Source organism: Pseudomonas sp. MOIL14HWK12:I1 (assembly GCF_000510705.1).
GTDB lineage: Bacteria > Pseudomonadota > Gammaproteobacteria > Pseudomonadales > Pseudomonadaceae > Chryseomonas > Chryseomonas oryzihabitans.
Genome location: NZ_KI783308.1, coordinates 334,152 through 358,361, shown reverse-complemented (window position 1 = coordinate 358,361; position 24,210 = coordinate 334,152). Strand labels below are relative to the sequence as shown.

At 67.9% G+C, this 24,210-nt stretch carries 21 protein-coding genes; 9 read left to right on the top strand and 12 right to left on the bottom strand.

What is annotated here, in order from left to right; translation table 11 throughout:
* Positions 1–126 precede the first annotated feature (126 nt).
* From PSEK12I1_RS0119290 to PSEK12I1_RS0119275, 4 genes are all read left to right on the top strand, one after another.
* Complete coding sequence (locus PSEK12I1_RS0119290) at positions 127–1,320, top strand: DUF2252 domain-containing protein (RefSeq protein ID WP_027602615.1); 1,194 nt, start codon at positions 127–129, stop codon at positions 1,318–1,320.
* Between the two features lie 212 nt (positions 1,321–1,532).
* Entirely contained in the window at positions 1,533–2,102 is a 570-nt protein-coding gene (locus tag PSEK12I1_RS0119285; RefSeq protein ID WP_007159355.1) for an Sbal_3080 family lipoprotein, read from the top strand.
* Positions 2,103–2,175: 73 nt separating this feature from the next.
* The gene (locus PSEK12I1_RS0119280) at positions 2,176–2,814 is read left to right on the top strand and encodes an HNH endonuclease (RefSeq protein ID WP_231500971.1); all 639 of its coding nucleotides are present in this window, start codon (positions 2,176–2,178) and stop codon (positions 2,812–2,814) included.
* 49 nt (positions 2,815–2,863) lie between these two features.
* Positions 2,864–5,476 carry an excinuclease ABC subunit UvrA gene (locus tag PSEK12I1_RS0119275; RefSeq protein ID WP_027602613.1) on the top strand — a complete coding sequence of 871 codons (2,613 nt, stop codon included), beginning with the start codon at positions 2,864–2,866 and terminating at the stop codon, positions 5,474–5,476.
* Here PSEK12I1_RS0119275 and PSEK12I1_RS0119270 read toward each other — a convergent pair.
* Complete coding sequence (locus PSEK12I1_RS0119270) at positions 5,473–6,606, bottom strand: MFS transporter (RefSeq protein ID WP_028700274.1); 1,134 nt, start codon at positions 6,604–6,606, stop codon at positions 5,473–5,475. The genes PSEK12I1_RS0119275 and PSEK12I1_RS0119270 overlap by 4 nt on opposite strands.
* Before the next feature lie 203 nt (positions 6,607–6,809).
* Here PSEK12I1_RS0119270 and cobF point away from each other — a divergent pair, with 203 nt between their 5' ends.
* Positions 6,810–7,571 (top strand): precorrin-6A synthase (deacetylating), encoded by a 762-nt coding sequence (gene cobF / locus PSEK12I1_RS0119265; protein ID WP_027602611.1) that lies wholly within the window; start codon positions 6,810–6,812, stop codon positions 7,569–7,571.
* On the opposite strand, the gene PSEK12I1_RS0119260 is transcribed toward cobF, so the two are convergent.
* The gene (locus PSEK12I1_RS0119260; protein ID WP_027602610.1) at positions 7,538–8,083 is read right to left on the bottom strand and encodes a GNAT family N-acetyltransferase; all 546 of its coding nucleotides are present in this window, start codon (positions 8,081–8,083) and stop codon (positions 7,538–7,540) included. The genes cobF and PSEK12I1_RS0119260 overlap by 34 nt on opposite strands.
* A 103-nt stretch (positions 8,084–8,186) precedes the next feature.
* Between PSEK12I1_RS0119260 and PSEK12I1_RS0119255 the strand changes: the two genes are divergently transcribed.
* The 3 genes from PSEK12I1_RS0119255 (at position 8,187) to PSEK12I1_RS0119245 (ending at position 11,316) form a co-directional block, all read left to right on the top strand.
* Positions 8,187–8,594 carry a hypothetical protein gene (locus PSEK12I1_RS0119255; protein ID WP_027602609.1) on the top strand — a complete coding sequence of 136 codons (408 nt, stop codon included), beginning with the start codon at positions 8,187–8,189 and terminating at the stop codon, positions 8,592–8,594.
* A gap of 89 nt (positions 8,595–8,683) precedes the next feature.
* Entirely contained in the window at positions 8,684–10,057 is a 1,374-nt protein-coding gene (locus tag PSEK12I1_RS0119250) for a PepSY domain-containing protein (protein ID WP_027602608.1), read from the top strand.
* Positions 10,058–10,707: 650 nt separating this feature from the next.
* Positions 10,708–11,316 (top strand): FMN-dependent NADH-azoreductase, encoded by a 609-nt coding sequence (locus tag PSEK12I1_RS0119245; RefSeq protein ID WP_027602607.1) that lies wholly within the window; start codon positions 10,708–10,710, stop codon positions 11,314–11,316.
* A gap of 130 nt (positions 11,317–11,446) precedes the next feature.
* Here PSEK12I1_RS0119245 and hutC read toward each other — a convergent pair whose 3' ends face one another.
* From hutC to PSEK12I1_RS0119205, 8 genes are all read right to left on the bottom strand, one after another.
* Complete coding sequence (gene hutC / locus PSEK12I1_RS0119240; RefSeq protein WP_007159364.1) at positions 11,447–12,160, bottom strand: histidine utilization repressor; 714 nt, start codon at positions 12,158–12,160, stop codon at positions 11,447–11,449.
* Between the two features lie 76 nt (positions 12,161–12,236).
* Entirely contained in the window at positions 12,237–13,769 is a 1,533-nt protein-coding gene (gene hutH / locus PSEK12I1_RS0119235) for a histidine ammonia-lyase (RefSeq protein ID WP_027602606.1), read from the bottom strand.
* 3 nt (positions 13,770–13,772) lie between these two features.
* A complete protein-coding gene (gene hutU, locus PSEK12I1_RS0119230; protein ID WP_027602605.1) occupies positions 13,773–15,443 on the bottom strand; it encodes a urocanate hydratase in 1,671 nt (556 codons plus the stop codon).
* 33 nt (positions 15,444–15,476) lie between these two features.
* A complete protein-coding gene (gene hutG, locus PSEK12I1_RS0119225) occupies positions 15,477–16,421 on the bottom strand; it encodes a formimidoylglutamase (RefSeq protein WP_027602604.1) in 945 nt (314 codons plus the stop codon).
* Complete coding sequence (gene hutI / locus PSEK12I1_RS0119220) at positions 16,411–17,625, bottom strand: imidazolonepropionase (protein WP_027602603.1); 1,215 nt, start codon at positions 17,623–17,625, stop codon at positions 16,411–16,413. Before hutI ends, hutG begins: the two co-directional genes overlap by 11 nt.
* Positions 17,626–17,783: 158 nt before the next feature.
* Positions 17,784–18,140, bottom strand: a complete 357-nt coding sequence (locus tag PSEK12I1_RS0119215; RefSeq protein ID WP_027602602.1) for a hypothetical protein — start codon at positions 18,138–18,140, stop codon at positions 17,784–17,786.
* A gap of 27 nt (positions 18,141–18,167) precedes the next feature.
* A complete protein-coding gene (locus PSEK12I1_RS0119210) occupies positions 18,168–19,049 on the bottom strand; it encodes a transglutaminase family protein (RefSeq protein WP_027602601.1) in 882 nt (293 codons plus the stop codon).
* Positions 19,049–21,529, bottom strand: a complete 2,481-nt coding sequence (locus PSEK12I1_RS0119205) for a circularly permuted type 2 ATP-grasp protein (RefSeq protein ID WP_155951350.1) — start codon at positions 21,527–21,529, stop codon at positions 19,049–19,051. The genes PSEK12I1_RS0119210 and PSEK12I1_RS0119205 overlap by 1 nt, the downstream gene beginning before the upstream one ends.
* Before the next feature lie 311 nt (positions 21,530–21,840).
* Between PSEK12I1_RS0119205 and PSEK12I1_RS0119200 the strand changes: the two genes are divergently transcribed.
* On the top strand, positions 21,841–23,040 hold the full coding sequence (locus tag PSEK12I1_RS0119200) for a putative zinc-binding metallopeptidase (RefSeq protein ID WP_027602599.1): 1,200 nt from the start codon (positions 21,841–21,843) through the stop codon (positions 23,038–23,040).
* Positions 23,041–23,052: 12 nt separating this feature from the next.
* On the opposite strand, the gene PSEK12I1_RS0119195 is transcribed toward PSEK12I1_RS0119200, so the two are convergent.
* Entirely contained in the window at positions 23,053–23,421 is a 369-nt protein-coding gene (locus PSEK12I1_RS0119195; protein WP_007159374.1) for a diacylglycerol kinase, read from the bottom strand.
* A 111-nt stretch (positions 23,422–23,532) separates the two neighbouring features.
* On the bottom strand, positions 23,533–24,183 hold the full coding sequence (gene erdR, locus PSEK12I1_RS0119190; protein ID WP_007159375.1) for a response regulator transcription factor ErdR: 651 nt from the start codon (positions 24,181–24,183) through the stop codon (positions 23,533–23,535).
* Between the last annotated feature and the right edge of the window lie 27 nt (positions 24,184–24,210).

The window sequence follows — 24,210 nt, the reverse complement described above, 5'->3', positions numbered from 1 at the left end:
GCGTTCGCGCGAGAACCTTGAGCAGCCTCCCCCGGCGTCTGGCCGGGAGAGGCCCACCGAAACACCCTGCAACATTTGCCAGGCGCAACGGTCACAAAGGCGTCTCCCTCAAGGCCTGCGCCCTGCATGAAAACCCCGCGTCCCGTCGATCGTCTGCCCCGCCTCAACCAGCTGCGCAATCTGAAAATGGCTCGCTCCGCCCACGCCTACGTCCGCGGCAGCACGGTGCAGTTCTACGAGTGGCTGCACAGCCAGCCCGGCCGCAACCTGCCCAATGGGCCGGCGGTATGGATCTGTGGCGACTGCCATGCCGGCAACCTGGGCCCCACCGGCGATCTGCACGGCTCCACCGACGTCAACATCCGCGACCTGGATCAGACCGTGGTCGGCAATCCGGCCCATGACCTGGTGCGTCTGGCGCTGTCGCTGGCCACGGCGGCGCGTGGCTCCGACCTCCCGGGGGTGACCACGGCGCGGATGCTCGAAGAGATGATGCGCGGCTACGAGGTGGCCTTCGAAGACGACCTCGAACGCGAGGTCCCGCGCCCCGCTCAGGTCAAGGCCGGGATGCGCAGCGCGGTGCAGCGTACCTGGAAGCACCTGGCCAGGGAGCGCATGGAAAACACCCGCCCCAAGCTGCCGCTGGGCAAGCACTTCTGGCAGCTGAGCAAGGACGAGCGCAAGGCCATCGCCGAGTTGTGCGAGACGCCCGGGATCCATGCCCTGGTGACCTCGCTCAAGGGCCGCAGCCACGACAGCCGCGTCGAACTGCTGGACAGCGCCTACTGGGTCAAGGGCTGCAGCTCCCTGGGGCTGCGCCGCTACGCCGTGCTGCTGGGCGTGGACGACGGCGACGACCAGGACTACTGCCTGATCGACGTCAAGCAGGCGGTGGCCGCCGCCGCTCCGCGCGTGGCCCATGCCACCATGCCCCGCGACAACGGCAAGCGCGTGGTGGAAGGCGCCCGCCAGCTTTCCCCGGCCCTGGGCAATCGCATGCTGGCGGTGCGCATGCTGGATCACTCCTTCTTCATCCGCGAATTGCTGCCTCAGGATCTCAAGCTGGAGCTGGACGAACTCAGCGCCCGCGAAGCCATGAGCGCCGCCGCCTACCTGGCCCGCGTGGTCGGCCGCGCCCACGCCCGGCAGATGGACCTGGCCACCCGCGTCGAGTGGATGAGCGACCTGCAGCGCAATCGCACCCGCACCCTGGATGCCCCTTCCTGGCTGTGGAGCAGCGTGGTGCAACTGGTAGGCGCCCACGAAATGGGTTACCTCGCCCACTGCCGCGCCTATGCGCTGGAGCATGCGCAGGACTGATCAGGTAGGGGCCAAATCTCCAGACTGGCACGTCACGTGGCCACTTGCGGAGCACGACTTGCGGTCCTTGTACCGTAAGCGATCCAAGAGAGTGGTAGTGAGACCTCTGGCAATCGCTACCACTCTTCCCCTCCTTTTGCCCGTCCTGCCAGTTTCTACGGCAGACAATGTCATGCCGCACTTAAACTTCCATTTTTTACAAGGAGGTTTCAGTGAAAAGGACGGTCATTCTCTTTGCTGCTTTGCTTAGCGGCTGCAGCATAAAACAGCAGGTGGCTCCGGCCGAGCTGTCCGGGGCGAGCTCTTCTGAGATCTGTACCATCCCTGCGGCAGGGCTAAGATCGGGCTTCAATACGACCTATGTCGATGCCCTGGAACGGAAAGGATTCAAGGTCAGGCCACTACCTGCTGGTTCGAACCCCGCCGAGTGCGACCTTTCCACCACCTATACCGGAACGTGGGGTTGGGATCTGGCGCTGTACATGAAGTTCGCGGATATCCGCGTGTTTCAGAATGGACGTCAAATTGGCCAGGCTATATACGACTCACGCTGGGGCTCGGGTCGACCGGACAAGTTCATCAACGCCGAAAACAAAATCAACCAGCTTGCAAACGAGTTGTTTCCCCGCGGTGCCGGCGAGCTCGTCCGCAAGTACCAGGCACCCGCTTCCATATCGGCGCCTAGCCTCTCGTCCAAGGAGGCCCGGATCCAGGCTCTTCAAGGTCAAGGGTTGTCTTATGAGGAATACTCGAGACGTTATCGGGAAATCATGGCCCAGTGATACTTCGTACTTTGTCATTGCTCATTCAGAAGGGCACCTTGAGTAGATGTCGGGCGGGCCGAAGGTAGTAACCATGAAACGCTGCTTTCGCTCGCCCATTCCCGCGCTCTTCGATGTCGCACGTTATCTGGACGCTGCGGTATCCGCACACCACGCGGGCTATGCAATGGACGCAGCAAGATTGTTCACGCTCGCTGACTGTCAGCTTTCGCGGCAATGGCTGGAGTCCATCTGGGGCCGAGCCAGCCCCTACGTGACGGTGACCAAGTTGCCGCCCTTACCTATCACGATGCCTGTCAAAGCCAGGATGCCCACCAACGCCCAGATCCGCAGCCTTCATGCGCGCGACGGCTTTCATTGCCGTTTCTGTGGACTACCCGTGATTCGCGCGGAAATTCGGAAGAAGGCGGTCGCGCTGTATCCCGAGGCCGTCAGCTGGGGCAGGACCAATGCCTCCCAGCATGCGGGCTTCCAGGCGTTATGGGCTCAGTACGATCATGTCGTGCCCCATTCCGCAGGCGGTACCAACGAGCTGGATAACCTAATCGTGACCTGTGCCGCCTGCAACTTCGGCAAGATGTCCTATCGTCTGGAGGAAATTGGCCTGCTGGACCCCAGAGAGTTTCCCATCGTGGTCAGCCATTGGGACGGACTGGAGCGATTCGAGGCTTTCCCGGACCATAAATTCGAGCTGAACGGAGACTCTTACTAACTCGCAAGGTCCGATTCTGCACGTTCCTGAACAAGGCTGTACTTCGCCCATGCCCTCCTCCCCCCGTCCCGGTTTCGTCTCCGTCCGCGGTGCCCGCGAGCACAATCTGAAGAACGTCGACGTGGACATCCCTCGCGATGCCCTGGTGGTCTTTACCGGGGTGTCCGGCTCGGGCAAGTCGTCGCTGGCCTTCGGCACCCTCTACGCCGAGGCCCAGCGCCGCTACTTCGAATCCGTGGCGCCCTATGCGCGGCGACTGATCGACCAGGTCGGGGTACCCCAGGTGGAAGCCATCGAGGGTCTGCCGCCGGCGGTGGCCCTGCAGCAGCAGCGCGGCCAGCCCAGCAGTCGGTCGTCCATGGGCAGCGTGACCGGACTGTCCAGCCTGGTGCGAATGCTCTACTCCCGCGCCGGGCGCTATCCCGCCGACCAGCCGATGCTCTATGCCGAGGACTTCTCGCCCAACACGCCCCAGGGCGCCTGCCCGGAGTGCCACGGCCTGGGCCGGGTCTACGAGGTGACCGAGGCCTCCATGGTGCCGGACCCCGCGCTGACCATCCGCCAGCGCGCCATCGCCGCCTGGCCCACCGCCTGGGGCGGGCAGAATCTGCGAGACATCCTGGTCACCCTGGGCTATGACGTCGACATCCCCTGGCGCGACCTGCCGCAAGAGCAGCGCGACTGGATCCTCTTCACCGAGGAGCAGCCCACCGTCCCGGTCTATGCCGGCCTCACCCCCGAGCAGACCCGCGCCGCGCTCAAGCGCAAGGCCGAGCCCAGCTACCAGGGCACCTATACCGGTGCACGGCGCCATGTGCTGCACACCTTCGCCAATTCCCAGAGCGCCAAGATGAAGCAGCGCGCGGCGCGCTTCATGATCGGCCAGACCTGCCCGCTGTGCCATGGCAAGCGGCTGACCCGGGCGGCGCTCTCGGTGACCTTTGCCGGCCTGGACATCGGCGAGCTGTCGCGGCTACCGCTGGATGATCTCACCGTACTGCTGCGCCGGGTCGCGGCCGGCGATTTCGACGAGGCGAAGGACGCCCGCGTGCTGGACGCCAAGGCCGGCCAGCAGGATCGCGCCCGGCGCAAGGCTGCCGGTGGCAGCGACCACGCCGGCGCGCCGGACGTGCGCCGCACCCCCGATCTGTCCCCGGAAAAACGCCTGGCCGCCCAGCGCATGGCCAGCGAATTGCTGGAACGGCTGCAGACCCTCACCCGCCTCGGCCTCGGCTACCTGGCACTGGAACGCAGCACCACCACCCTCTCCTCCGGCGAGTTGCAGCGGCTGCGCCTGGCGACCCAGCTGGTGTCCCAGCTGTTCGGCGTGGTCTATGTGCTGGACGAACCCTCTGCCGGTCTGCATCCGGCCGATGGCGAATCCCTCCTGGAAGCCCTCGACGGCCTCAAGGCCCAGGGCAATTCGCTGTTCGTGGTGGAGCACGACCTGGCCACCATGAAGCGTGCCGACTGGCTGGTGGATGTCGGTCCCGCCGCTGGCGAAGGCGGTGGCCGGGTGCTCTACAGCGGTCCGCCCGCCGGCCTGGCCGACATCGAGGAATCGGTGACGGCGCGCTATCTGTTCGCCGCGCCGCAACGCGAGACCCGGCCACCGCGCGAGCCCCAGGGCTGGCTGCGGCTGGCCGGGGTCACCCGCAACAACCTGCAAGGCCTGGACGCCGCCTTTCCGCTGGGCTGCCTGACCGCGGTGACCGGTGTCTCCGGTTCGGGCAAGTCCAGCCTGGTCAGCCAGGCGCTGCTGGAACTGGTGGGCGCCGAGCTGGGCCAGCGCGCCGCCGAGGACAGTGACGAGGCAACGGAGCTGGAGGCCGATGCCCTGCCCGCCACCGCCGGCCAGGTGGTCGAGGGTCTCGGCGGCATCCGCCGCCTGGTGCCGGTGGACCAGAAACCCATCGGTCGCACGCCACGCTCCAACCTCGCCACCTACACCGGCCTGTTCGACGGAGTACGCAAGCTGTTCGCCGCCACCCCCGAGGCCCGGGAAAGAGGCTTCGACGCCGGACGCTTCTCCTTCAACGTCGCCAAGGGCCGCTGCCCGACCTGCGAGGGCGAAGGCTTCGTCAGCGTCGAGCTGCTGTTCATGCCCAGCGTCTATGCCGCCTGCCCCACCTGCCAGGGTGCCCGCTACAACCCCGAGACCCTGGAGGTGCGCTGGCAGGGCAAGACCATCGCCGAGGTGCTCGGTCTGACGGTGGACGAGGCCCTGGCCTTCTTTGCCGAGGAAGCCCCGGTGGCGCGAGCGCTGCGGGTACTGGCCGACATCGGCCTGGGCTATCTGCGCCTGGGCCAGCCGGCCACCGAACTCTCCGGCGGCGAGGCCCAGCGCATCAAGCTGGCCACCGAGTTGCAGCGCACCAGCCGTGGCACCACCCTCTATGTGCTGGACGAACCCACCACCGGCCTGCACCCGGCCGACGTGGAGCGCCTGATGCGCCAGCTGCACGGCCTGGTCGACGAAGGCAATACCGTGGTGCTGGTGGAGCACAATCTGCAGGTGGTGGCCGGCAGCGACTGGCTGATCGACATCGGCCCCGGCGCCGGCACGGCCGGCGGTCGCATCGTCGCCAGCGGCACGCCCCGCGCGGTGGCGGACGATCCCGCCAGCCCCACGGCGCCCTATCTGCGCCCCCTGTTCGACTAGCTGGCCAGCGGTGCCACGCTGCGGCGACAGGCCGCCAGCACCAGCAGGGAAGCCACCGCCGCCAGGGCACCGAACTGGAAGGTGGCGGCGGAGCCGAGAAAGTGCCAGAGCGCACCGGCGATGCTGCTGGCTAGCAACAGGGCGATGCCACTGACCAGGTTGAACAGGCCGAAGGCGGTGCCGCGCAATTCGGCCGGGGCGGTGCGGGCGACCATCGCGGCGAGCAGCCCCTGGGTCATGCCCATGTGCAGGCCCCAGAGCACGATGCCCAGCGCCAGACCGCTCCAGCCGCTGCTGAAGGCCAGCGCCAGGTCAGCCAGGATCAGCAGCACCAGGCCCCAGGCCAGCAGCGCGCGGTGGCTGACCCGGTCGGATAGCGCCCCAAGCGGATAGGCCGACAGCGAGAACACCAGGTGCATGCCCACCATCACCAGCGGCACCAGCGCCAGGGGTACGCCCACCTGCTCGGCCTTGAGCACCAGGAAGGCTTCGCTGAAACGCGCCAGGGTGAAGACGCCGCCGAGCAGCGCCACCTGCCAGAAGGCCGCCGGCAGCTTGCGCAGCTGGCTGCGCGTCAGCGGATTGGTGCGCGCCTGGACGATGGCCGCCTTGGGCTCGTCCAGCCCGAAAACCAGCAGGGCCACGGCGATGAAGGCCGGGATCACCGCCACCCAGAACACCGCGCGGAAATCGTTGGCCCAGAGCAGCATCAGCCCCACCGCCAGCAGCGGGCCGAGAAAGGCGCCGAAGGTGTCCAGCGACTGGCGCAGGCCATAGGCGGCGCCACGGATCTCCGGCGGCGTCACGTCGGCCACCAGGGCGTCGCGCGGCGCGCCGCGGATGCCCTTGCCGATGCGATCCATGAAGCGCGCGCCGAATACCAGGCCGGCCCCGCTGGCCAGGGCGAACAGTGGCTTGCTCAGGGCGCCCAGGCCATAGCCCAGCACCGCCAGGCCCTTGCGCTTGCCCAGGTAGTCGCTGAGTACGCCGGAAAAGATCTTGGTGATGAGCGCGGTCGCCTCGGCCACCCCTTCGAGAATGCCGATATAGAGCACGCTCAGGCCCAGGCCGGTGGCCAGGAACAGCGGCAGCAGGCTGTGGATCATCTCCGAAGAGATGTCCATGAACATGCTCACTCCACCCAGAATCCAGACCCCTCGGGGTATCCGTCGCCAGCTCGCCGTCATCGTCACGCCCCTGTCCCCCTCGATCCCGTCCATCCCTGCCTTGCGCCAGGCAAACCGGTCGAAACTAGCATGACGATTGCCTGAGGCTCTACGGACGTGACATCCCCCGTTACACTGGGCGCCGCTCCTTTCCTCGAGGCCATCCCATGAAGACCCTGCTGGTCATCGGCATCGGCGCCGGCGATCCCGACTACCTCACCCTCCAGGCCATCGCCGCCCTCAATCGCGCCAGTACCTTCTTCCTGTTCGACAAGGGCACGGAAAAGGACAGCCTGATCCACCTGCGCGAAACCATCTGCGCCCGCCACATCCGCCAGGCGGACTATCGCTTCGTCACCGCGCCCATCCCCGAGCGTCGCCGCGAAGGCGACTACCGCCAGGCGGTGGACGACCTCAACGCCGCCAAGCAGGCGCTGATGGTGGAGATGATCGAGCAGGAACTGGTGGACGATGAATGCGGCGCCTTTCTGGTCTGGGGCGATCCGGCGCTGTACGACAGCACCCTGCGCATCCTGGCGGCGATCAAGCGCGAAGGCCGGCTGGACTTCGACTACGAGGTGATCCCCGGCATCTCCAGCGTCCAGGCCCTGGCCGCGCGCCACCGGGTGCCGCTCAATCGCATCGGCCAGGCCCTGGAGATCACCCCTGGTCGGCGCCTGGAGCGCTTCCCCGCGCACCTGGACAGCCTGGTGGTGATGCTCGATTCCCACGAAGCCTATCGCCGCCTGGACGAACCCGGCCTGTATATCTACTGGGGTGCCTATGTGGGTACGGCGGACGAGATCCTCATCGCCGGTCCGCTGCAGGAGGTGGCCGAGGAGATCCACCGGGTGCGCAGCGCCGCGCGTGAAGAGCACGGCTGGATCATGGACACCTATCTGCTCTGTCGGGGGCCGGCGGACGCCTGAGAGTTGTCCAGGCGTCGATCCAGGTGAAGGGTCTGCCAGGGCAAGACCGTCTCCCGCGCGACGACCTGAAACCCCTGGTCGAGCCAGAAGGCCTCGGCCCCGGGCAGGAAGGGATGGGTGTGCAGGTAGAGGCGCTCGACCGCGTCGCGCCGCGCCTGGGCCAGCAGCGCCGCGAACAGCCGTCGCGCCAGGCCCTCGCGCCGCTGCCGGGGCACCACGAATAGCCGCACCACTTCGACCACCCTTTCGCCGGGATAGGCCAGCTGGGGAAAGCGTCGGTCGTAGGGTCGATAGGCGATGCTGCCGATCGGCTCTCCGGCGGCGTCTCGGGCAAGCAGCAGGCAGCCACGATCCGCACCATAGTGGTCGGCGAAGCACCGTAGATCCTGGGGTACGGCCGTCGCCTCGACCCGGCTACCGAACAGCTCGCGATAGCTCGCCAGCAGAAAACCCAGCGTCTCGTCATCCGCCACGGTGAGCCGTTCGAGGGTGATGGGTGGCGCTTCGCTCATGGTCCTGTTCGTCTCTCCAGCAGCGGCAGGGGCGCGACATTTCGGCGCAGGTTCGCGCCGGCCGGGCTGTGCGTGGCCCGCGACGATGATACAGTCCCCCGCCATGATAACCGTCCGTTCCCCGCGCGCTTCGCTCGCCTGGATGCTGCTCGCCTGCATCCTGCTGAACGGACTCGTCTGCGCCCTGGGCCATGGCCAGATGCTGGCGCGACTTACCTTGCCGGTCTCGCCTCCGCTGGCCCAGACGCACGAGCATCACCACGGCCTGCACGCCCAGACCGCCCAGGACGACATGGCCGGCATGCATGCGGGCCTGCCGGGCGGCAGCGTGACCACCCTTTCCCCCACGGGTGACTGCGTCTTCGCCGCCACCCTGTTCCTCGCCACGCTGGCCGCCGTCGTACTGCAGTGGCTGCTGCGCCCCGGCGATCCTCATCGTCCTCGCTACCAGAGTGCCCTGCCGCCGCCACCCCGCGCACGGCGCTCCACGCTGCATCCCCAGGCGCCCTGACACCCCGGCGACGAAAGACGGCTGTCCTCCTTTCTCGTAATCCTGCGCGTGGCCCCTTGCTGGCCGCGCGTCGCTCCGTGGTGAACGCTATGACTTCGCACCCCTCCACTCCGGCCACCAAGACGCCGGGGCCGCTGCTGCAACTATTGGCGCGGCTGCATTTCCTCATCGGTCTGTTCGTCGGTCCCTTCCTGCTGGTGGCCGCCGCCAGCGGCCTGATCTATGCCCTCACGCCGCAAGTCGAGGCCCACCTCTATGCCGAGGCCCTGCACACCCCCAGTCGCGGCAAGCCCCTGCCGCTGGCCGAGCAGATCCATATCGCCCAGGCCGCGGTAGGCCCCACCCTGACCCTGGGCGCGGTGCGCCCGGCGCCGGCCGAGGGCGACACCACCCGGGTGATGTTCAACGATCCGTCGCTGGGCGAGTCGACCCACCGGGCGCTGTTCATCGACCCGGTCACCGGCGCCATCCGCGGCGATCTGGCGGTCTATGGCACCAGCGGCATCCTGCCGCTGCGCACCACCATCGACCAGTTCCACCGCAGCCTGCTGCTGGGCGAACCCGGTCGCCTCTACAGCGAACTGGCCGCCTCCTGGCTCTGGGTCGCGGCCCTCGGCGGCCTGACCCTGTGGCTGGTGCGCCGCCGCCAGCGCCGCCCGGCCCGCGGCCTGCGCGGCCTGCATGCCAGCACCGGGGTCTGGCTGCTGGGTGGCCTGCTGTTCCTCTCCGCCACCGGTCTGACCTGGTCGCGCTTCGCCGGCGACAACATCGGCGTGCTGCGCGCCCACTACGGCTGGTCCACGCCGGGCGTGAAAACCGCCCTGGGCACCGCACCCGCGCCGGCCATGGCCCATGACGAGCACGCCGATCACCATGGCGCCATGCACATGGCCAAGGCACCGGCTCTGGATCCGGCCACCTTCGACGGGGTGCTGGCCAGCGCCCGCGCCGCCGGCATCGACGCCGGCAAGCTGGAGATCCGTCCGGGGCGCAGCGCCGACAAGGCCTGGACGGTGAGCGAGATCGACCGCCGCTGGCCGACCCAGGTGGACGCCGTCGCCGTCGACCCGACCAGCTTCAAGGTGGTCGATCAGGTGCGTTTCGCCCAGTACTCGCTGCCGGCCAAGCTGACCCGCTGGGGCATCGATGCCCACATGGGCGTGCTGTTCGGCCTGGCCAACCAGCTGGTGCTGGCGGTCGTCGCCCTGGGCCTGCTGGTGATGACCGTCTGGGGCTATCTGCTCTGGTGGCGCCGCCGCCCCAGCCGCGATCCGGCGCAACCCGGCCTGATCGCCCTCTGGCGCCAGCTGTCGCCCCTGCCGCGTCTGCTGGTCCCGGCGACGGCCCTGCTGCTCGGCCTGTGCCTGCCGGTGCTGGGCGGCAGCCTGCTGCTGTTCCTGGTGGTGGACGCCCTGCTGGGTCTGCGCGGCCCGGCCCTGCGCACGGAGGCCGGTTCGGCCTGAGGTGGGGATGGGTAGTTGTTGGGCTTCGCCCTGACCTAGTCGAAGCGTGGAAAACCGCGCAGCGTTTTCCACCTGTGCCCATCCCGAACGCGTGGACAAGGCTGCGCCGTTGTCCACCCTACCCGCACGCCGCCTCCCGCCCACACCAACCACCCCAGCCCTCTCCCGCCGGGAGAGGGCTGGGGTGAGGGCCCGCCCCAAATCGCAACCGTAGCGTGGAAAACCGCGCAGCGTTTTCCACCTGTGCCCACCCCGAACGCGTGGACAAGGCTGCGCCGTTGTCCACCCTACCCGCACGTAGCCACCCGCCCACACCGAACCACCCCCTCTCCCTCCGGAGAGGGCTGGGGTGAGGGCCCGTCCCAAATCGCAGCCGTAGCGTGGAAAACCGCGCAGCGTTTTCCACCTGTGCCCACCCCGAAAGCGTGGACAAGGCTGCGCCGTTGTCCACCCTACACGCACGTAGCCACCCGCCCACACCAACCACCCCCTCTCCCTCCGGGAGAGGGCTGGGGTGAGGGCCCGCCCAACACCAGTCGTCACGCCAGGAACCGCCTCCCAGACCATCCATCGGCACACCCTATCTGACGCTGGCGCACCCCAGCGAGACGCTTATAGTTATCGCAATCCCCATCCTTCGAGGATCTGCCATGCCCCGTCTTTTGCACGTGATAGGTTCGCCCCGCCAGGATCGCTCCGCTTCGCTGGAAGTCGCCACTGCCTTCATCCAGGCCTGGCAGGACAAACACCCCGATGCCGAGGTCGATACCCTCGACGTCTGGCAGTGCGACCTGCCGGAATTCGACGGTCCCATCCTCGACGCCAAGTACGCCGGCATCCAGGGCGAGTCTCTCAGCAGCGAGCAGGAGCACGCCTGGAAGGTGGCCAAGGCACTGGCACAGCGCTTCAAGGCCGCCGATGTACTGGTATTCGGCGTGCCCTGCTGGAATTTCGGCATCCCCTACAAGCTCAAGCAGCTGTTCGACGTGGTCAGCCAGAAGGACCTGCTGTTCACCTTCGACGACCGCGGCCTCAACGGCCTGCTCGGCGGTCGCCAGGCGCTGGTGATCGCGGCCCGCGGCGCGGCCCTGGATCGTCAGGAGCACCAGGAATCCTATCTGCGCACCTGGTGCGAGATGGTCGGCATTGATCGGATGCACACCGTGGTGGTCGAAAAGACCCTGTTCGGGCCGGAAGTCGACCAGGCGTCGCGCGACCAGGCCAAACAGGACGCCGTGGCGCTGGTCAGCAAGCTCTGACCCCTGACTGCAGGGGCCACCCTCACCCAACCCTCTCCCCAAGGGAGAGGGGGTAGATCGGCGCGGGCGGACGGGCGCGTAGGTTGGGTTGAGCACCGCGAAGCCCTACCCCCTCCCCGCGCCAGGTCCCTCAGCGATGCCGGGTGGTCGAGCTCAGCTTGTACCTGTCGCCCGGATGCAGCAACCGCACATAGCTGACCAGGTGCTCGTCCGACCAGGTGCGGCGGATCATCGACAGGCAGGCCGCGCCCTCGGCGATGTCCAGCCAGCGTGCGGTCTGGGCGGTGGCCAGCACCGCCTCGACGATATGTTCCACATCGCTGATCGGACAGCTGGCCACCAGCACCTCGTTGGGCGTCTGGCGGCTGAAGTCGCTTTCCAGGTAGTGCGGTACCCAGCGCGGATTGACGTAGCGATCCTCCAGCTGGATGGGCAGGCCGTTCTCGCGGTGCACCAGGATGCTGTGAAACACCTGGCTGCCGATCCGCAGGCCCAGACGCAGGGCCACCTCGTCGTCGGCGGCGATGGCCTCGCTGCGCAGCACCTCGTTGGAATAGACATGCCCGCGGGCGCGCACCTCGGCGGCGATGTTCATCACCTCGTGCAGCGAGGACTCGGCCTTGCGCTCGATGACAAAGGTCCCGAGTCCTGCCTGGCGCGTCAGGTAGCCCTGCTGCACCAGGCGGGTGATGGCCTTGTTGGCGGTCATGCGGCTGACCGCGAAATCCCGCGCCAGCTGCTCCTCGGTGGGGATCTGGTGATGCACCGGGTAGGCGCCACCCTGGATGCGTTCGAGCAGAAAGTCCTCGATCACCTTGTAGCGCGGGGGTGTCGTGCTGCTCACGCGAACTCCAGGTCGGAAAATGGACAGCCGATGATAACGCGCGGTCCGGCCTTCTGGCTGCCGGACCGCGTCCGCCTCAGAGACTGGGCAGCAGCCGCGGCGTGACCAGCCCGTTCAGGCAACCGCTGGCCAGCAGTGCGCTGGCCGCCTCGATGTCCGGGGCGAAGAAGCGGTCTTCCTGGTAGTAGGGCACCCTCTCGCGCAAGAGGCTGCGCGCCCTTTCCAGGCGTTCCGAACTCTTCAGGCCATGCCGGAAGTCCAGGCCCTGGCAGGCGCCCAGCCACTCGATGGCGAGGATGCCGCGCACATTCTCGGCCATGGCCCACAGCCGCTTGCCGGCATTGGGCGCCATGGACACATGGTCTTCCTGGTTGGCCGAGGTGGGCAGGCTGTCGACGCTGGCCGGGTGCGCCAGGGCCTTGTTGTCGCTGGCCAGGGCCGCGGCGGTGACCTGGGCGATCATGAAGCCGGAATTGACCCCGCCGTTCTCCACCAGGAAGGGCGGCAGCTGGGACATGTGCCGATCCATCATCAGCGAGATGCGCCGCTCCGACAGGGCGCCGATCTCGGCCAGCGCCAGGGCCAGGTTGTCGGCGGCCATGGCCACCGGCTCCGCGTGGAAGTTGCCGCCGGAGATGACGTCGCCCTCTTCCGCGAACACCAGCGGGTTATCGGACACGGCGTTGGCCTCCACCTCCAGCACCTCGGCGGCCTGGCGCAACTGGGTCAGGCAGGCGCCCATCACCTGGGGCTGGCAGCGCAGCGAATAGGGATCCTGGACCTTGTCGCAATTGGCGTGGGAGCGGGACACCTCGCTGCTGTCAGTGAGCAGCTCGCGATAGGCCGCGGCCACGTCGATCTGGCCACGCTGGCCCCGCGCGGCATGGATACGCGCATCGAAGGGCGCCCGAGAACCGAGCATGGCCTCGACGCTCAGGCCGCCGCAGACCGTGGCCGCGGCGAACAGGTCTTCACCCTCGAACAGCCCGCGCAAGGCGTAGGCGGTGGACACCTGGGTGCCATTGAGCAGCGCCAGGCCCTCCTTGGCGGCCAGGGTCATGGGTTCGAGACCCGCCATCGCCAGCGCCTCGCGGGCCGGCAGCCACTGGCCCTGGTAGCGCGCCTTGCTCTCGCCGATCAGCACCAGCGACATGTGCGCCAGCGGCGCCAGGTCACCCGAGGCCCCCACAGAGCCCTTGAGCGGGATGTGCGGATAGACCTCGGCATTGATCAGGGCGATCAGCGCCTCGATGACCTGGCGGCGAATGGCGGAGAAACCGCGGGCCAGGCTGTTGACCTTGAGCAGCATGATCAGCCGCACCAGGTCATCATCCAGCGCCTCGCCCACGCCGGCGGCGTGGGACAGCACCAGGGAGCGCTGCAGCTTTTCCAGATCCGCCGGCGCGATCCGCGTCGAGGCCAGCAGGCCGAAGCCGGTGTTGATGCCATAGGCGGTCCGGCCTTCCGCGAGAATGCTTTCCACGCAGGCCACGCTGGCGTCGATGGCCACGTGGGCCGCCGGATCCAGCTCCATGCGTAGCGGCTGCTGGTAGGCCTGGCGCAGCTGGGCCAGGTGGAGGGTGCCGGGTTTCAGGATAAGGGTGTGCATCGATCAGACTCCTTTGCCGATCATGGGCAGATTCAGGCCCTGCTCGCGGGCGCAGTCGATGGCGATGTCATAGCCGGCGTCGGCGTGGCGCATCACCCCGGTGGCCGGGTCGTTGTGCAGCACCCGGGCGATACGGGCGGCGGCGGCGTCGGTGCCGTCGCAGACGATGACCATCCCGGAGTGCTGGGAGAAGCCCATCCCTACCCCGCCGCCGTGGTGCAGCGAGACCCAGGTGGCGCCGCTGGCGGTGTTGAGCAGGGCGTTCAGCAGCGGCCAGTCGGAGACGGCATCGGAGCCGTCCCGCATGGCCTCGGTCTCGCGGTTGGGGCTGGATACCGAGCCGCTGTCCAGGTGATCACGCCCGATGACGATGGGCGCCTTGAGTTCGCCGCTGCGCACCATCTCGTTGAAGGCCAGGCCCAGCTTGGCGCGCAGGCCCAGGCCGACCCAGCAGATGCGCGCCGGCAAGCCCTGGAAGGCGATGCGCTCGCGGGCCATGTCCAGCCAGCGGTGCAGGTGGGCGTCATCGGGGATCAGTTCCTTGACCTTGGCGTCGGTGCGATGGATGTCCCCGGCATCGCCCGACAATGCGGCCCAGCGGAACGGACCGATGCCGCGGCAGAACAGCGGACGGATATAGGCCGGCACGAAGCCCGGGAAGGCGAAGGCATCGGCGACGCCGGCTTCCTGGGCCATCTGGCGGATGTTGTTACCGTAGTCGAAGGTGGGGACGCCCATCTTCTGGAAGTCCAGCATGGCCTGGACGTGCACGGCCATCGACTGCTTGGCCGCGGCGACCACGGCAGCCGGATCGGTCTGGGCGCGATCACGATACTGCTCCCAGCTCCAACCGGCCGGCAGGTAGCCATTGAGCGGATCGTGGGCGCTGGTCTGGTCGGTGACCATATCCGGGCGCACGCCGCGGCGGACCAGTTCCGGCAGGATCTCGGCGGCGTTGCCCAGCAGGGCGACGGAAACCGCGGCGCCGGCGGCGGTGTGCCGGGCGATGCGTGCCAGGGCGTCGTCCAGGTCGCTGGCCTGTTCGTCCACATAGCGGGTCTTGAGGCGGAAATCGATACGGCTCTGCTGGCACTCGATGTTCAGCGAACAGGCACCGGCCAGGGTCGCGGCCAGGGGCTGGGCACCGCCCATGCCGCCGAGGCCAGCGGTCAGCACCCAGCGTCCGCGCAGGTCGCCCTGATAGTGCTGGCGCCCGGCCTCGACAAAGGTCTCGTAGGTGCCCTGGACGATGCCCTGGCTGCCGATGTAGATCCAGCTGCCGGCGGTCATCTGGCCGTACATGGCCAGGCCCTTGGCATCCAGTTCGTTGAAGTGCTCCCAGCTGGCCCAGTGCGGCACCAGGTTGGAGTTGGCGATCAGCACCCGCGGGGCATCGGCGTGAGTCTTGAACACCCCGACCGGCTTGCCCGATTGCACCAGCAGGGTTTCGTCGTCACCCAGCGCCTTGAGGCTCTCGACGATCCTGTCGTAACACTCCCAGTTGCGCGCCGCCCGGCCGATGCCGCCGTAGACCACCAGTTCCTCGGGATTTTCCGCGACCTCGGGATCGAGATTGTTCATCAGCATGCGCAGCGGCGCCTCGGTCAGCCAGCTCTTGGCATTGAGCTGGGTGCCGCGGGGGGCGCGAATCTCACCTTCACGAAAACGGGTCATGGGGTCTTCCTCTCTTGTTGTTCGCGGCAGGCCCTAGAGGTCCAGTGCCAGGGTATGGATCAGCCGCGCCGCGACCCGGGCGGTGCGGCCGTCTTGGTCGAGCGCGGGATTGAGTTCGGCCACGTCGGCCAGGCGCAACTTGCCGCTGGCCTTGAGCCGGCGGATCAGGGGTTCCAGAAGTGCGAGACTCACGCCATGAGCGGCAGGCGCGCTGACCCCGGGGGCGTCGGCCGCGGGCAGCACATCCAGGTCGAAGGTGAGATAGAGGGCATCGCAGCCGGCGGCGAAGGCGTCCAGCTCGGCGCCGATGCGCTCAAGGCTGCCCTCGCGAATCTCGTGGTCTTCGCGGATCAGCACGTCCAGCTCGGCGGCACGCCTGAGCAGCGTCCGGGTATTGGCCGCCAGGCTCAGACCCAGGCAGGCATAGCGAAAGGGCCAGTCGTGGTGGGCGCAGTGCGCGGCGATCTGGGCGAAGGGCGTACCTGAGGTGGGTCCCCGCGTCGGATCGCGCAGGTCCAGGTGGGCATCGAAATTGACGATGCCGATGCGCGGCTTGGGCAGCGTCTTGGCCAGGTGCAGCGCCAGGCCCGACCAGCTGGCCCAGGCCACCTCGTGACCGCCGCCCAGCACCAGCGGCAGATGACCGCCGTCCAGCAGACCGCGCACGGCCCCGGCCAGGCGCGTCTGAGCGCCTTCCAGATCACCGTCGGCGCAGCGGACATCACCGGCGTCATAGGCCGGGCCCTGCCGCTGCCAGGCGACATTGGCCAGGGCCCGCCGCAGGGCGACGGGACCCTCGGCAGCGCCGGTGCGCCCCTGATTGCGCCGCACCCCCTCGTCGCAGGCGAAACCCAGCAGCGCCATACCCGGCGCGCTGTCCACGGCCAGCGGCTGGATGCACAGGTGCCAGCGCAAGGCGTCGGCTTCCGGATCGGTACGACCGGTCCAGCATTCCAGGGTCTGGCGATCAGCGAACATGCTGCACCTCCCCGCCGAAGACGCGCTGACGCAGGCGGCCCGGACGCACCTCATAGGCCAGCTCCGCCGGCTGACCGACGTCCCACAGGCAGAGATCCGCCGGGGCGCCGACCTGGATGCGGCCCAGTTCCGGACGCCCCAGGGCCTGGGCTGCATGGGCGGTCATGCCGGCCAGGGCTTCGCGGGGGGTCAGGCGAAACAGGGTGCAGCCCAGGTGCGCGATCAGGGTCGGCAGATAGAGCGGCGAGGTGCCGGGATTGGCGTCACTGGCCAGGGCCATGGGCACCCCGTACCGACGGAGCAATTCCACCGGCGGATGCTGGGTTTCGCCCAGCATCAGGAAGGCGCCGGGCAAGAGCACGGCGACCGTACCGGCGGCGGCCAGGGCACGTACCCCGGCTTCGTCGAGATACTCCACGTGATCCGCCGACAACGCGCCCAGCCGCGCGGCCAGGGCGCTGCCACCCAGATTGGACAGCTGCTCGGCATGGGCCTTGATCGGCAGACCGTGCTCGCGCGCCGCCAGGAAGACCCGCTCACACTGGGCCGGCGAAAAGGCGATGCCCTCGCAGAAGACGTCCACCGCATCGGCCAGGCCCTCGGCCACCGCGGCCGGGATCATCTCCCGACAGACCAGATCGACGTAGCCGTCGGCATCGCCCTGGAATTCCGGGGGTACGGCATGGGCACCCAGCAGCGTGGTAATTACCCGTACCGGTAGCGCCTCGCCCAGACGCCGAGCGACCCGCAATAGCTTGAGTTCGTCGGCCACGGTCAGGCCATAGCCGGACTTGATCTCCACGGTGGTAACACCCCCGTCGATCAGCGCACGCAAGCGCGGTCGGGCAACGGCGAAGAGTTCTGCCTCGCTGGCCGCCCGCGTCGCACGCACCGTGCCGAGGATGCCACCACCGGCCCGGGCGATCTCAGCATAGCTCGTCCCTTCCAGTCGCTGCTCGAATTCCCCGGCACGCTGGCCGGCATGGACCAGATGGGTATGGCAATCCACCAGCCCGGGCGTCAGCACCCCGCCTTTCCCGGCCATTTCGGCCCCCTCGCCCTGCGCGGCCTGGAAGTCGGCTTCCGGCCAGAGTCCGACAATGCGGCCAGCCTCCACCCGCACGGCCATGGGCGTGGGCCAGGTCTGGAGGCCATCGAACAGGGTGACATGGCGCCAGAGCAGCGCTTGGGTAGCGACGGACATGGTGACCTCTCCGGTTAATGTATATACATTTAATCCAGAGTCGATCCCTCGTCAAGCATTCCCGATATAGCTATCATCTCAAAATAGCAGACAAGCGACTCCGTTCATGGGCGGCCAATGTTAGGTAAAGAGGTAGCCTATTTGTATAGACAATAGCTTCAGTGGATATCTGGAAACCAGATGCCCACCTGTTGCCATAGCCAGCTCGTAACTGGCCGCGACAACGGCTCAATCTTGAAAATCGCCACGATCAGTGCCGCTCTTGCCAGCAAGACCAGTAGAGGCGCGAAGCCGTAACGGCAGCGTCGGCTCCAGTCGTCCAGCCAATGAAGGCGCGTAAACACTGCCCAGGTCAGGGGAAGGCCGATCAGTAACAGATACATCCAGGCTTCCGGCGTCGCAGGTCGACCGATCCGGATGCCTAGGAGCAAGGCCAGGAGGACCGTTATGCAGAACAGGAAGGTATTGGGTCGTGCAGGGCCGAGCGGGATGTTCAGCCACTTGGGATCTTTCATCAATGGAGTCCTTTCCAAACCAGCACGCTACAGCGGCGTCACCGTCACCTCGACCACCGGATCGTGGTCGCCGCCGCCGAGAATCACCCCGCGTAGCGGCGAGACGTCGGTGAAGTCGCGCCCCCAGGCCAGGGTGATGTGCTCCAGGTCCGGCAGGACATCGTTGGTGGGATCGAAGTCGACCCAGCCCAGCAGCGGGCAATGCACGCTGACCCAGGCGTGGGAGGCGTCGGCACCGATCAGCCGCGGCTTGCCCGGCGGCGGCCGGGTCAGCAGATAGCCACTGACATAGCGCGCCACCAGCCCCAGGGCGCGCAGGCAGGCCAGCATCAGGTGGGCGAAGTCCTGGCAGACGCCATGGCGATGCTCCAGCACCTCGCGCAGCGGCGTCGCCACCTGGGTGGCGGTGGCGTCGAAGCGGAATTCGCGGTGGACTTTTTCCATCAGCGCCCGGCAGCCCAGCAGCAGGGGGCGGCCCGGTGGGAAGCAGTCCTCGGCAAAACGGGCGAAGATGCCATCCACGGGCACCGCCGGGGATTCGAAACGGAAGTGATGGACGTCCAGCGGCACCCGGTCCGCGGGATAGCGCAGGCCATCGCGCACCTGTTCCCAGGGGGGCGAATCCGCCAGCCCGAGACCGGCGCGGGAGTCCACTTCCACCTCCAGCTCGGTGCCGACATAGAGTTCGTCGTGGGGCCGCTCGAAGGACAGCCGGGTCAGCGGATTGCCGAAGGCGTCCCAGGCGTCCTGGCGCTGGGTCGGCTGCGGCAGGATCACCAGTTGCCGGGACAGGCAGCGCTGCCAGGCGCAGTCGCGCGGCAACAGGTGCAGCAGCTGCTGCGACAGCGACACCGGCGCCTCGTAGCGATAGTGGGTGTCGTGCTGGATGCGATAGCGAACCTGATTCATCACATGGACACCGTGCGCTGGCTGACGGCGTCGACATGGGCGAAGCAGCGATAGATGACCCGTTCGGACAGCTGGCTGCTGGCCTCGGCGATCTGTCGCAGCAGGCGCGCCAGGCCCTGCTGCACCTCGACCCGGCCAGCGTCGCCGAACAGGGTGTTCTCCAGGGTGCCGAGGTCAAAGCGGCGCAGGCGGTCGTAGGTATCGTGCAATGCCGGATCGCGGGGCAGGCCGTAATAGCGCTCCAGGTGCTCCACGGCGTTGATCAGCGCATGCAGCTGGAAGCGGATCGAATAGGGGTTGTGCTCGTGCAGCATCAGCAGGTCCAGCACCGGGATCAGCTGGGGCGCCGCCTGGTAGCGCGAGCGATAGGTGATGATGCTGTTGCCCAGCTCCAGCAGCCATTCCAGGCCCGCCGCATCCCAGGTGGCGCCGCCTTCGAGGAAGTGCGCCAGGCTGCCGGCGAGGAATTGCACCCGTTCGATGCGCCGGCCGATCATCAGAAAGCGCCAGCTCTCGTCGTGGGTCATGTCGTCGAAGGTGAAGCCGGCCACCGCCGCCAGCGCCATCACCAGGCGGTTGAGACTCTGCAGCGCCTCGCCCGGCTCGCTGCCGACCTGGCCCAGGCCATGGGCCTCGCGCTCCACCTCGCGGATGGCGCGCCAGTTCTCCGGCGACAGCCGGCCACGGACCTGGGCCGCGGCCCAGTGCAGCCGTTGCAGATTGGCGCCCAGGCCGCTGGGAAAGTCGCCCGGCCCCAGGGCGGCATGCAGCTGCTCCGCCAGCCGGCCACCCGTGGGCAGCAATTCCAGGGCCGTGGCCAGATCGATGGCCGACTGCACCGCCGGCCCGCCGTCATCGGCGTCCAGGTAGCGACTCAGGACGATCCGCAGCAGGCGCGCGGCATCCTCGCAGCGCTCGCTGTAGCGACCGTACCAGAACAGATTCTCGGCCGTGCGCGAGGGCAGGAAGGGGTCCTTGCGCACCAGGTCGCGCACCCCCAGCACCCGCGCCCCGGGCACCTCGGCGGCGCCGCGACTGCCGCCCAGCACCCAGGTGTCCTTGCTCGACCCGCCGCGCTGCATGGACACCACCGCGGCGCCTTCATGAGCGACCCGGGTCAGCCCCCCGGGCATCACCCAGTAGCCGTCTTCGCTGGCCACCGCATAGACGCGCATGCCGATGGCCCGCGACTGCAGACTGCTGCCCTGCCAGACCGGCGCTTGGGACAGCTGGATGCGTTCCTGGGCCACGAAGGCGTGGGGCGTGGCCAGGATGCGCGCGCGCAGTTCGGCCAGCCCCGCGGCATCCAGGGCCTTGCCGAACACCGGCTCGAAGCCCTGGGCCGGATAGGCCGGCTTGATCACCAGCTCCGCCAGCCGCGCCAGGGCCGCTTCGCGCACCGGCGTCTCGCCGCACCACCAGGTGGCGACGGAAGGCAATGCCAGGGTCTCACCCAGCAGGGCCTGGCAGACACCGGGCAGAAAACCCAGCAGACCGGGCGACTCCAGCAAGCCGCTGCCCAGGGCATTGGCCATGATGACGTTACCCTGGCGCACCGCTTCCAGCAGTCCGGGTACGCCCAGCGCCGAGTCGGTGCGCAATTCCAGCGGATCGCAGAAGTCGTCGTCCAGCCGGCGGAACACCGCATGGACGCGCCTCAGCCCGCTCAGGGTCTTGAGATAGAGGCAGGCGTCGCGCACCGTGAGGTCCTGGCCTTCCACCAGCGGAAAGCCCAGTTGCCGCGCCTGGTAGAGGTGCTCGAAGTAGGTCTCGTTGTAGCGCCCCGGCGTCAGCAGCACCGCCAGCGGCGCCTCCTCGCCGGTGTCCAGGCCCGTGCTCAGGGTGCGCTGCAGCGCCTGGAAGTAGCCATTGAGCGGCTGGACCTGCAGATCGCGGTGCAACTCGGGAAAGGCCCGCGCCACGATGTGGCGATTCTCCAGGGCATAGCCGGCGCCGGACGGCGCCTGGGTGCGATCGGCCAGCACCCACCAGCGGCCATCAGGCGCCCGCGCCAGATCCACCGCATAGACGTGCAGCCAGGTATCGCCCGGCGGACGCAACCCCTGGCAGGCCCAGAGAAAGTTGTTGTGGCCGAACACCAGCTCCGGCGGCAGCAGCCGCTCGTGCAACAGGCGCTGTTCGCCATAGAGATCGCCCAGTACCCGATTCAGCAAGCGGGCCCGCTGCGCCACGCCGGTCGCCAGGGGCGCCCACTCCTCCGCAGAGATCAGTTGCGGCAGCAGGTCCAGCGCCCAGGGCCGGTCGCTGCCCTTGGGATCGGCGTAGACATTGTAGGTCACGCCGTTTTCCTGGATCTGCCGGGCGATCAGGGCCTGGCGCTGGTCGAGCTGCGCGGGTCGCAGCCCGGCCAGATGGCCGTAGAAACGGCGCCAGGGCGGCCGCACGCCACCCCGCGGACTCCAGAGTTCGTGGTAGCTGCCGGTCATGTCGCTGGCATTGCGGGAAGCGTTCGGGGGCATGGTCAAGGGACGGCTGACAGGGTACGGAAGCGGATTCGGACGGCGCGTAGCGGCGGGGGCGCCGCAACGCCCGCGCCCGTCTCGATGGTCACTAGGGTAGTGGTGTGGCTCGGGATGCGCCACCGCAAACACGGGCCACCGCGGCCAGCGGAGCGTCAGCGGGTGCCGGGACCGATCCTAGAGCCCTTGCCAGTCATCCCAGGCGACGAACAACCCGGAACTCCAGGGTCTGGCCGCTCTACTAATTCGCTAGCAAGACGCCGGCGCTCCGCCGGCGTCCGACGCGGCCGCTCTCGCCAGGTATCAGCCCCATGCGCAATTTTCTCGGAAGCTACAGTTCCAATCGTCAGCAACGCAACGCCCTGCGCGCCCTGCCCGTCCAGCGCAAGGTCGCCAACTGCACCTGCGGCCAGGCCATCTTCTTTCCCAACAGCGAATGCCTGGCCTGTGGCAACGCCCTGGGCTACGCCCCGGACCAGGGCACGCCGACGGCGCTGCTGCCGGGCGAAGGCGGTCTATGGCAGTTGCCCGAGGCCAGCAGCGGCCTCTATCGCCGCTGCGCCAACCTGGACACGCCGGCCGCCTGCAACTGGCTGGTGCCGGCCGATTCCGGCAATGAATTCTGCGTGGCCTGCCAGCTCAACCACACCATTCCGGATCTGTCCTTCGAGGGCAACGGCGAGCGCTGGCGCAAGCTGGAGCTGGCCAAGCGGCAACTGGTCGCCCAGTTGCTGGGGCTGGGGCTGCAGGTGATCCCCCAGACCGTGGATGCCGAGCACGGACTCGCCTTCGACTTCCTCGCCCCCGACGCCACCGGCACCCCCACCACCGGGCATGCCAATGGCCTCATCACCCTGAACATCCTCGAGGCGGACGATGCCCACCGGGAAAAGGTCCGCGCCGACATGCACGAGCCCTATCGCACCCTGCTCGGCCATTTCCGCCACGAGGTCGGGCATTACTACTTCGATCGTCTGGTCGCCGGGACCGACTGGGAAGAGCCCTTCCGCGCCCTGTTCGGCGACGAGCGCGCCGACTATGGCGAAGCCCTGCAGCGCCACTATGAACAGGGCGCACCGGCCGGCTGGGAAAGCCAGTACGTCAGCGCCTACGCCACCATGCACCCCTGGGAAGACTGGGCGGAGACCTGGGCGCACTACCTGCACATGATGGACACCCTGGCCACCGCCGCCAGCCTGGGCATGAACGCCGGCAGCCTGCAGCTGGACTTCCAGCCCTTTACCCGCGAGGCGCTGTACGAGGCGGAAGACCGCAGCGACGACGAATTCCTCGGCTTCGCCAATGCCTGGATCGAACTGGCGGCCATGCTCAACGAATTGTCCCGCAGCATGGGCCAGCCGGACTTCTATCCCTTCGCCCTGCCCGCTCCGGTGATCGCCAAGCTGCACTTCATCCACAAGGTCATCCATTCGGCCCAGCCCAGCCTGCTGGAACAGGGCCTGGCCACGGACGACACGGCAGCCGGCGCCACCCTGGGCGCGACCCTGTGATCTTCGTCCTGCTCAGCCGAGCAGGACGATGCCCCAGACCACGGCGATGATGATCATGGCCACGAACTGCGCGGCACTGCCAAGATCCTTGGCATTCTTCGAAAGTTCGTGCCAGTCCAGGGAAATGCGATCCACCACCGCCTCGATGGCGGCGTTGAACAATTCGACCACCAGCGACAGCAGGCAGACCGCCACCAGCAGCGCCCGCTCGCCGCGACTCACATCCAGCCAGAAGGCCAGGGGCACCAGCACCACGTTGAGCAGCACCAGCGAACGAAAGGCCGCTTCCTGGCGAAAGGCCGTGCGCAGGCCGGCCAGGGAATAGCCGGTGGCGTTGATGACCCGGCGCAGACCGGTCTTGCCTTTGTAGGGAGAGATCACGAAAAAAGCTCCATCCAGCAGGGGCGAACCGCCGCCGCGCGTGGACGGCAGGTGCGGAAAAAGGGGAAAGCGGGCAGTCACGCCTACGCCGGGCGCCGCTGCCAGCGGACATCAGCCGGACGTGCTCTCCAGCTGCTGCAGCAGCAGGGCCGCCTGGGTGCGGGTGCGGACGCCGAGTTTACGAAAGATGGCCGTGGCATGGGCCTTGACCGTGGCTTCGGAGACATTCAGCTCGAAGGCGATCTGCTTGTTGAGCAGCCCCTCGCAGAGCATGGTGAGCACCCGGAATTGCTGCGGCGTGAGACTGGCGAGGCCGGCACTGGCGGCCTTGGCCTCCTCGCTCAGGGCGGCGGCGCCTTCCACCTGCGGTGGCCACCAGGTATCGCCATCCAGCACCTGACTGACCGCCTGTTGCAGGGTGCTCAGATCGCTGGACTTGGGAATGAAGCCACTGGCGCCGAATTCCCGGGCGCGCTGCACCACGGCGGGTTCTTCCTGGGCCGAGATCATCACCACCGGCACCTGGGGATACTGGCCGCGCAAGAGGACCAGTCCGGAAAAGCCATAGGCGCCGGGCATGTTGAGATCGAGCAGGACCAGATCCCAGTCGGTGCGCTCGGCCAGGCAGGCCTGGAGTTCGGCGATGTCGGCCACCTCGGTGAGCCGTGCCTGGGCGCCCAGGCCCAGGGTCAGGGCCTGCTGCAGCGCGCTGCGAAACAGCGGATGATCGTCGGCGATCAGGATCTGGTAGGCAGCCGCCATGGTGTAGCTTTCCTTGTTGTCGTGAGC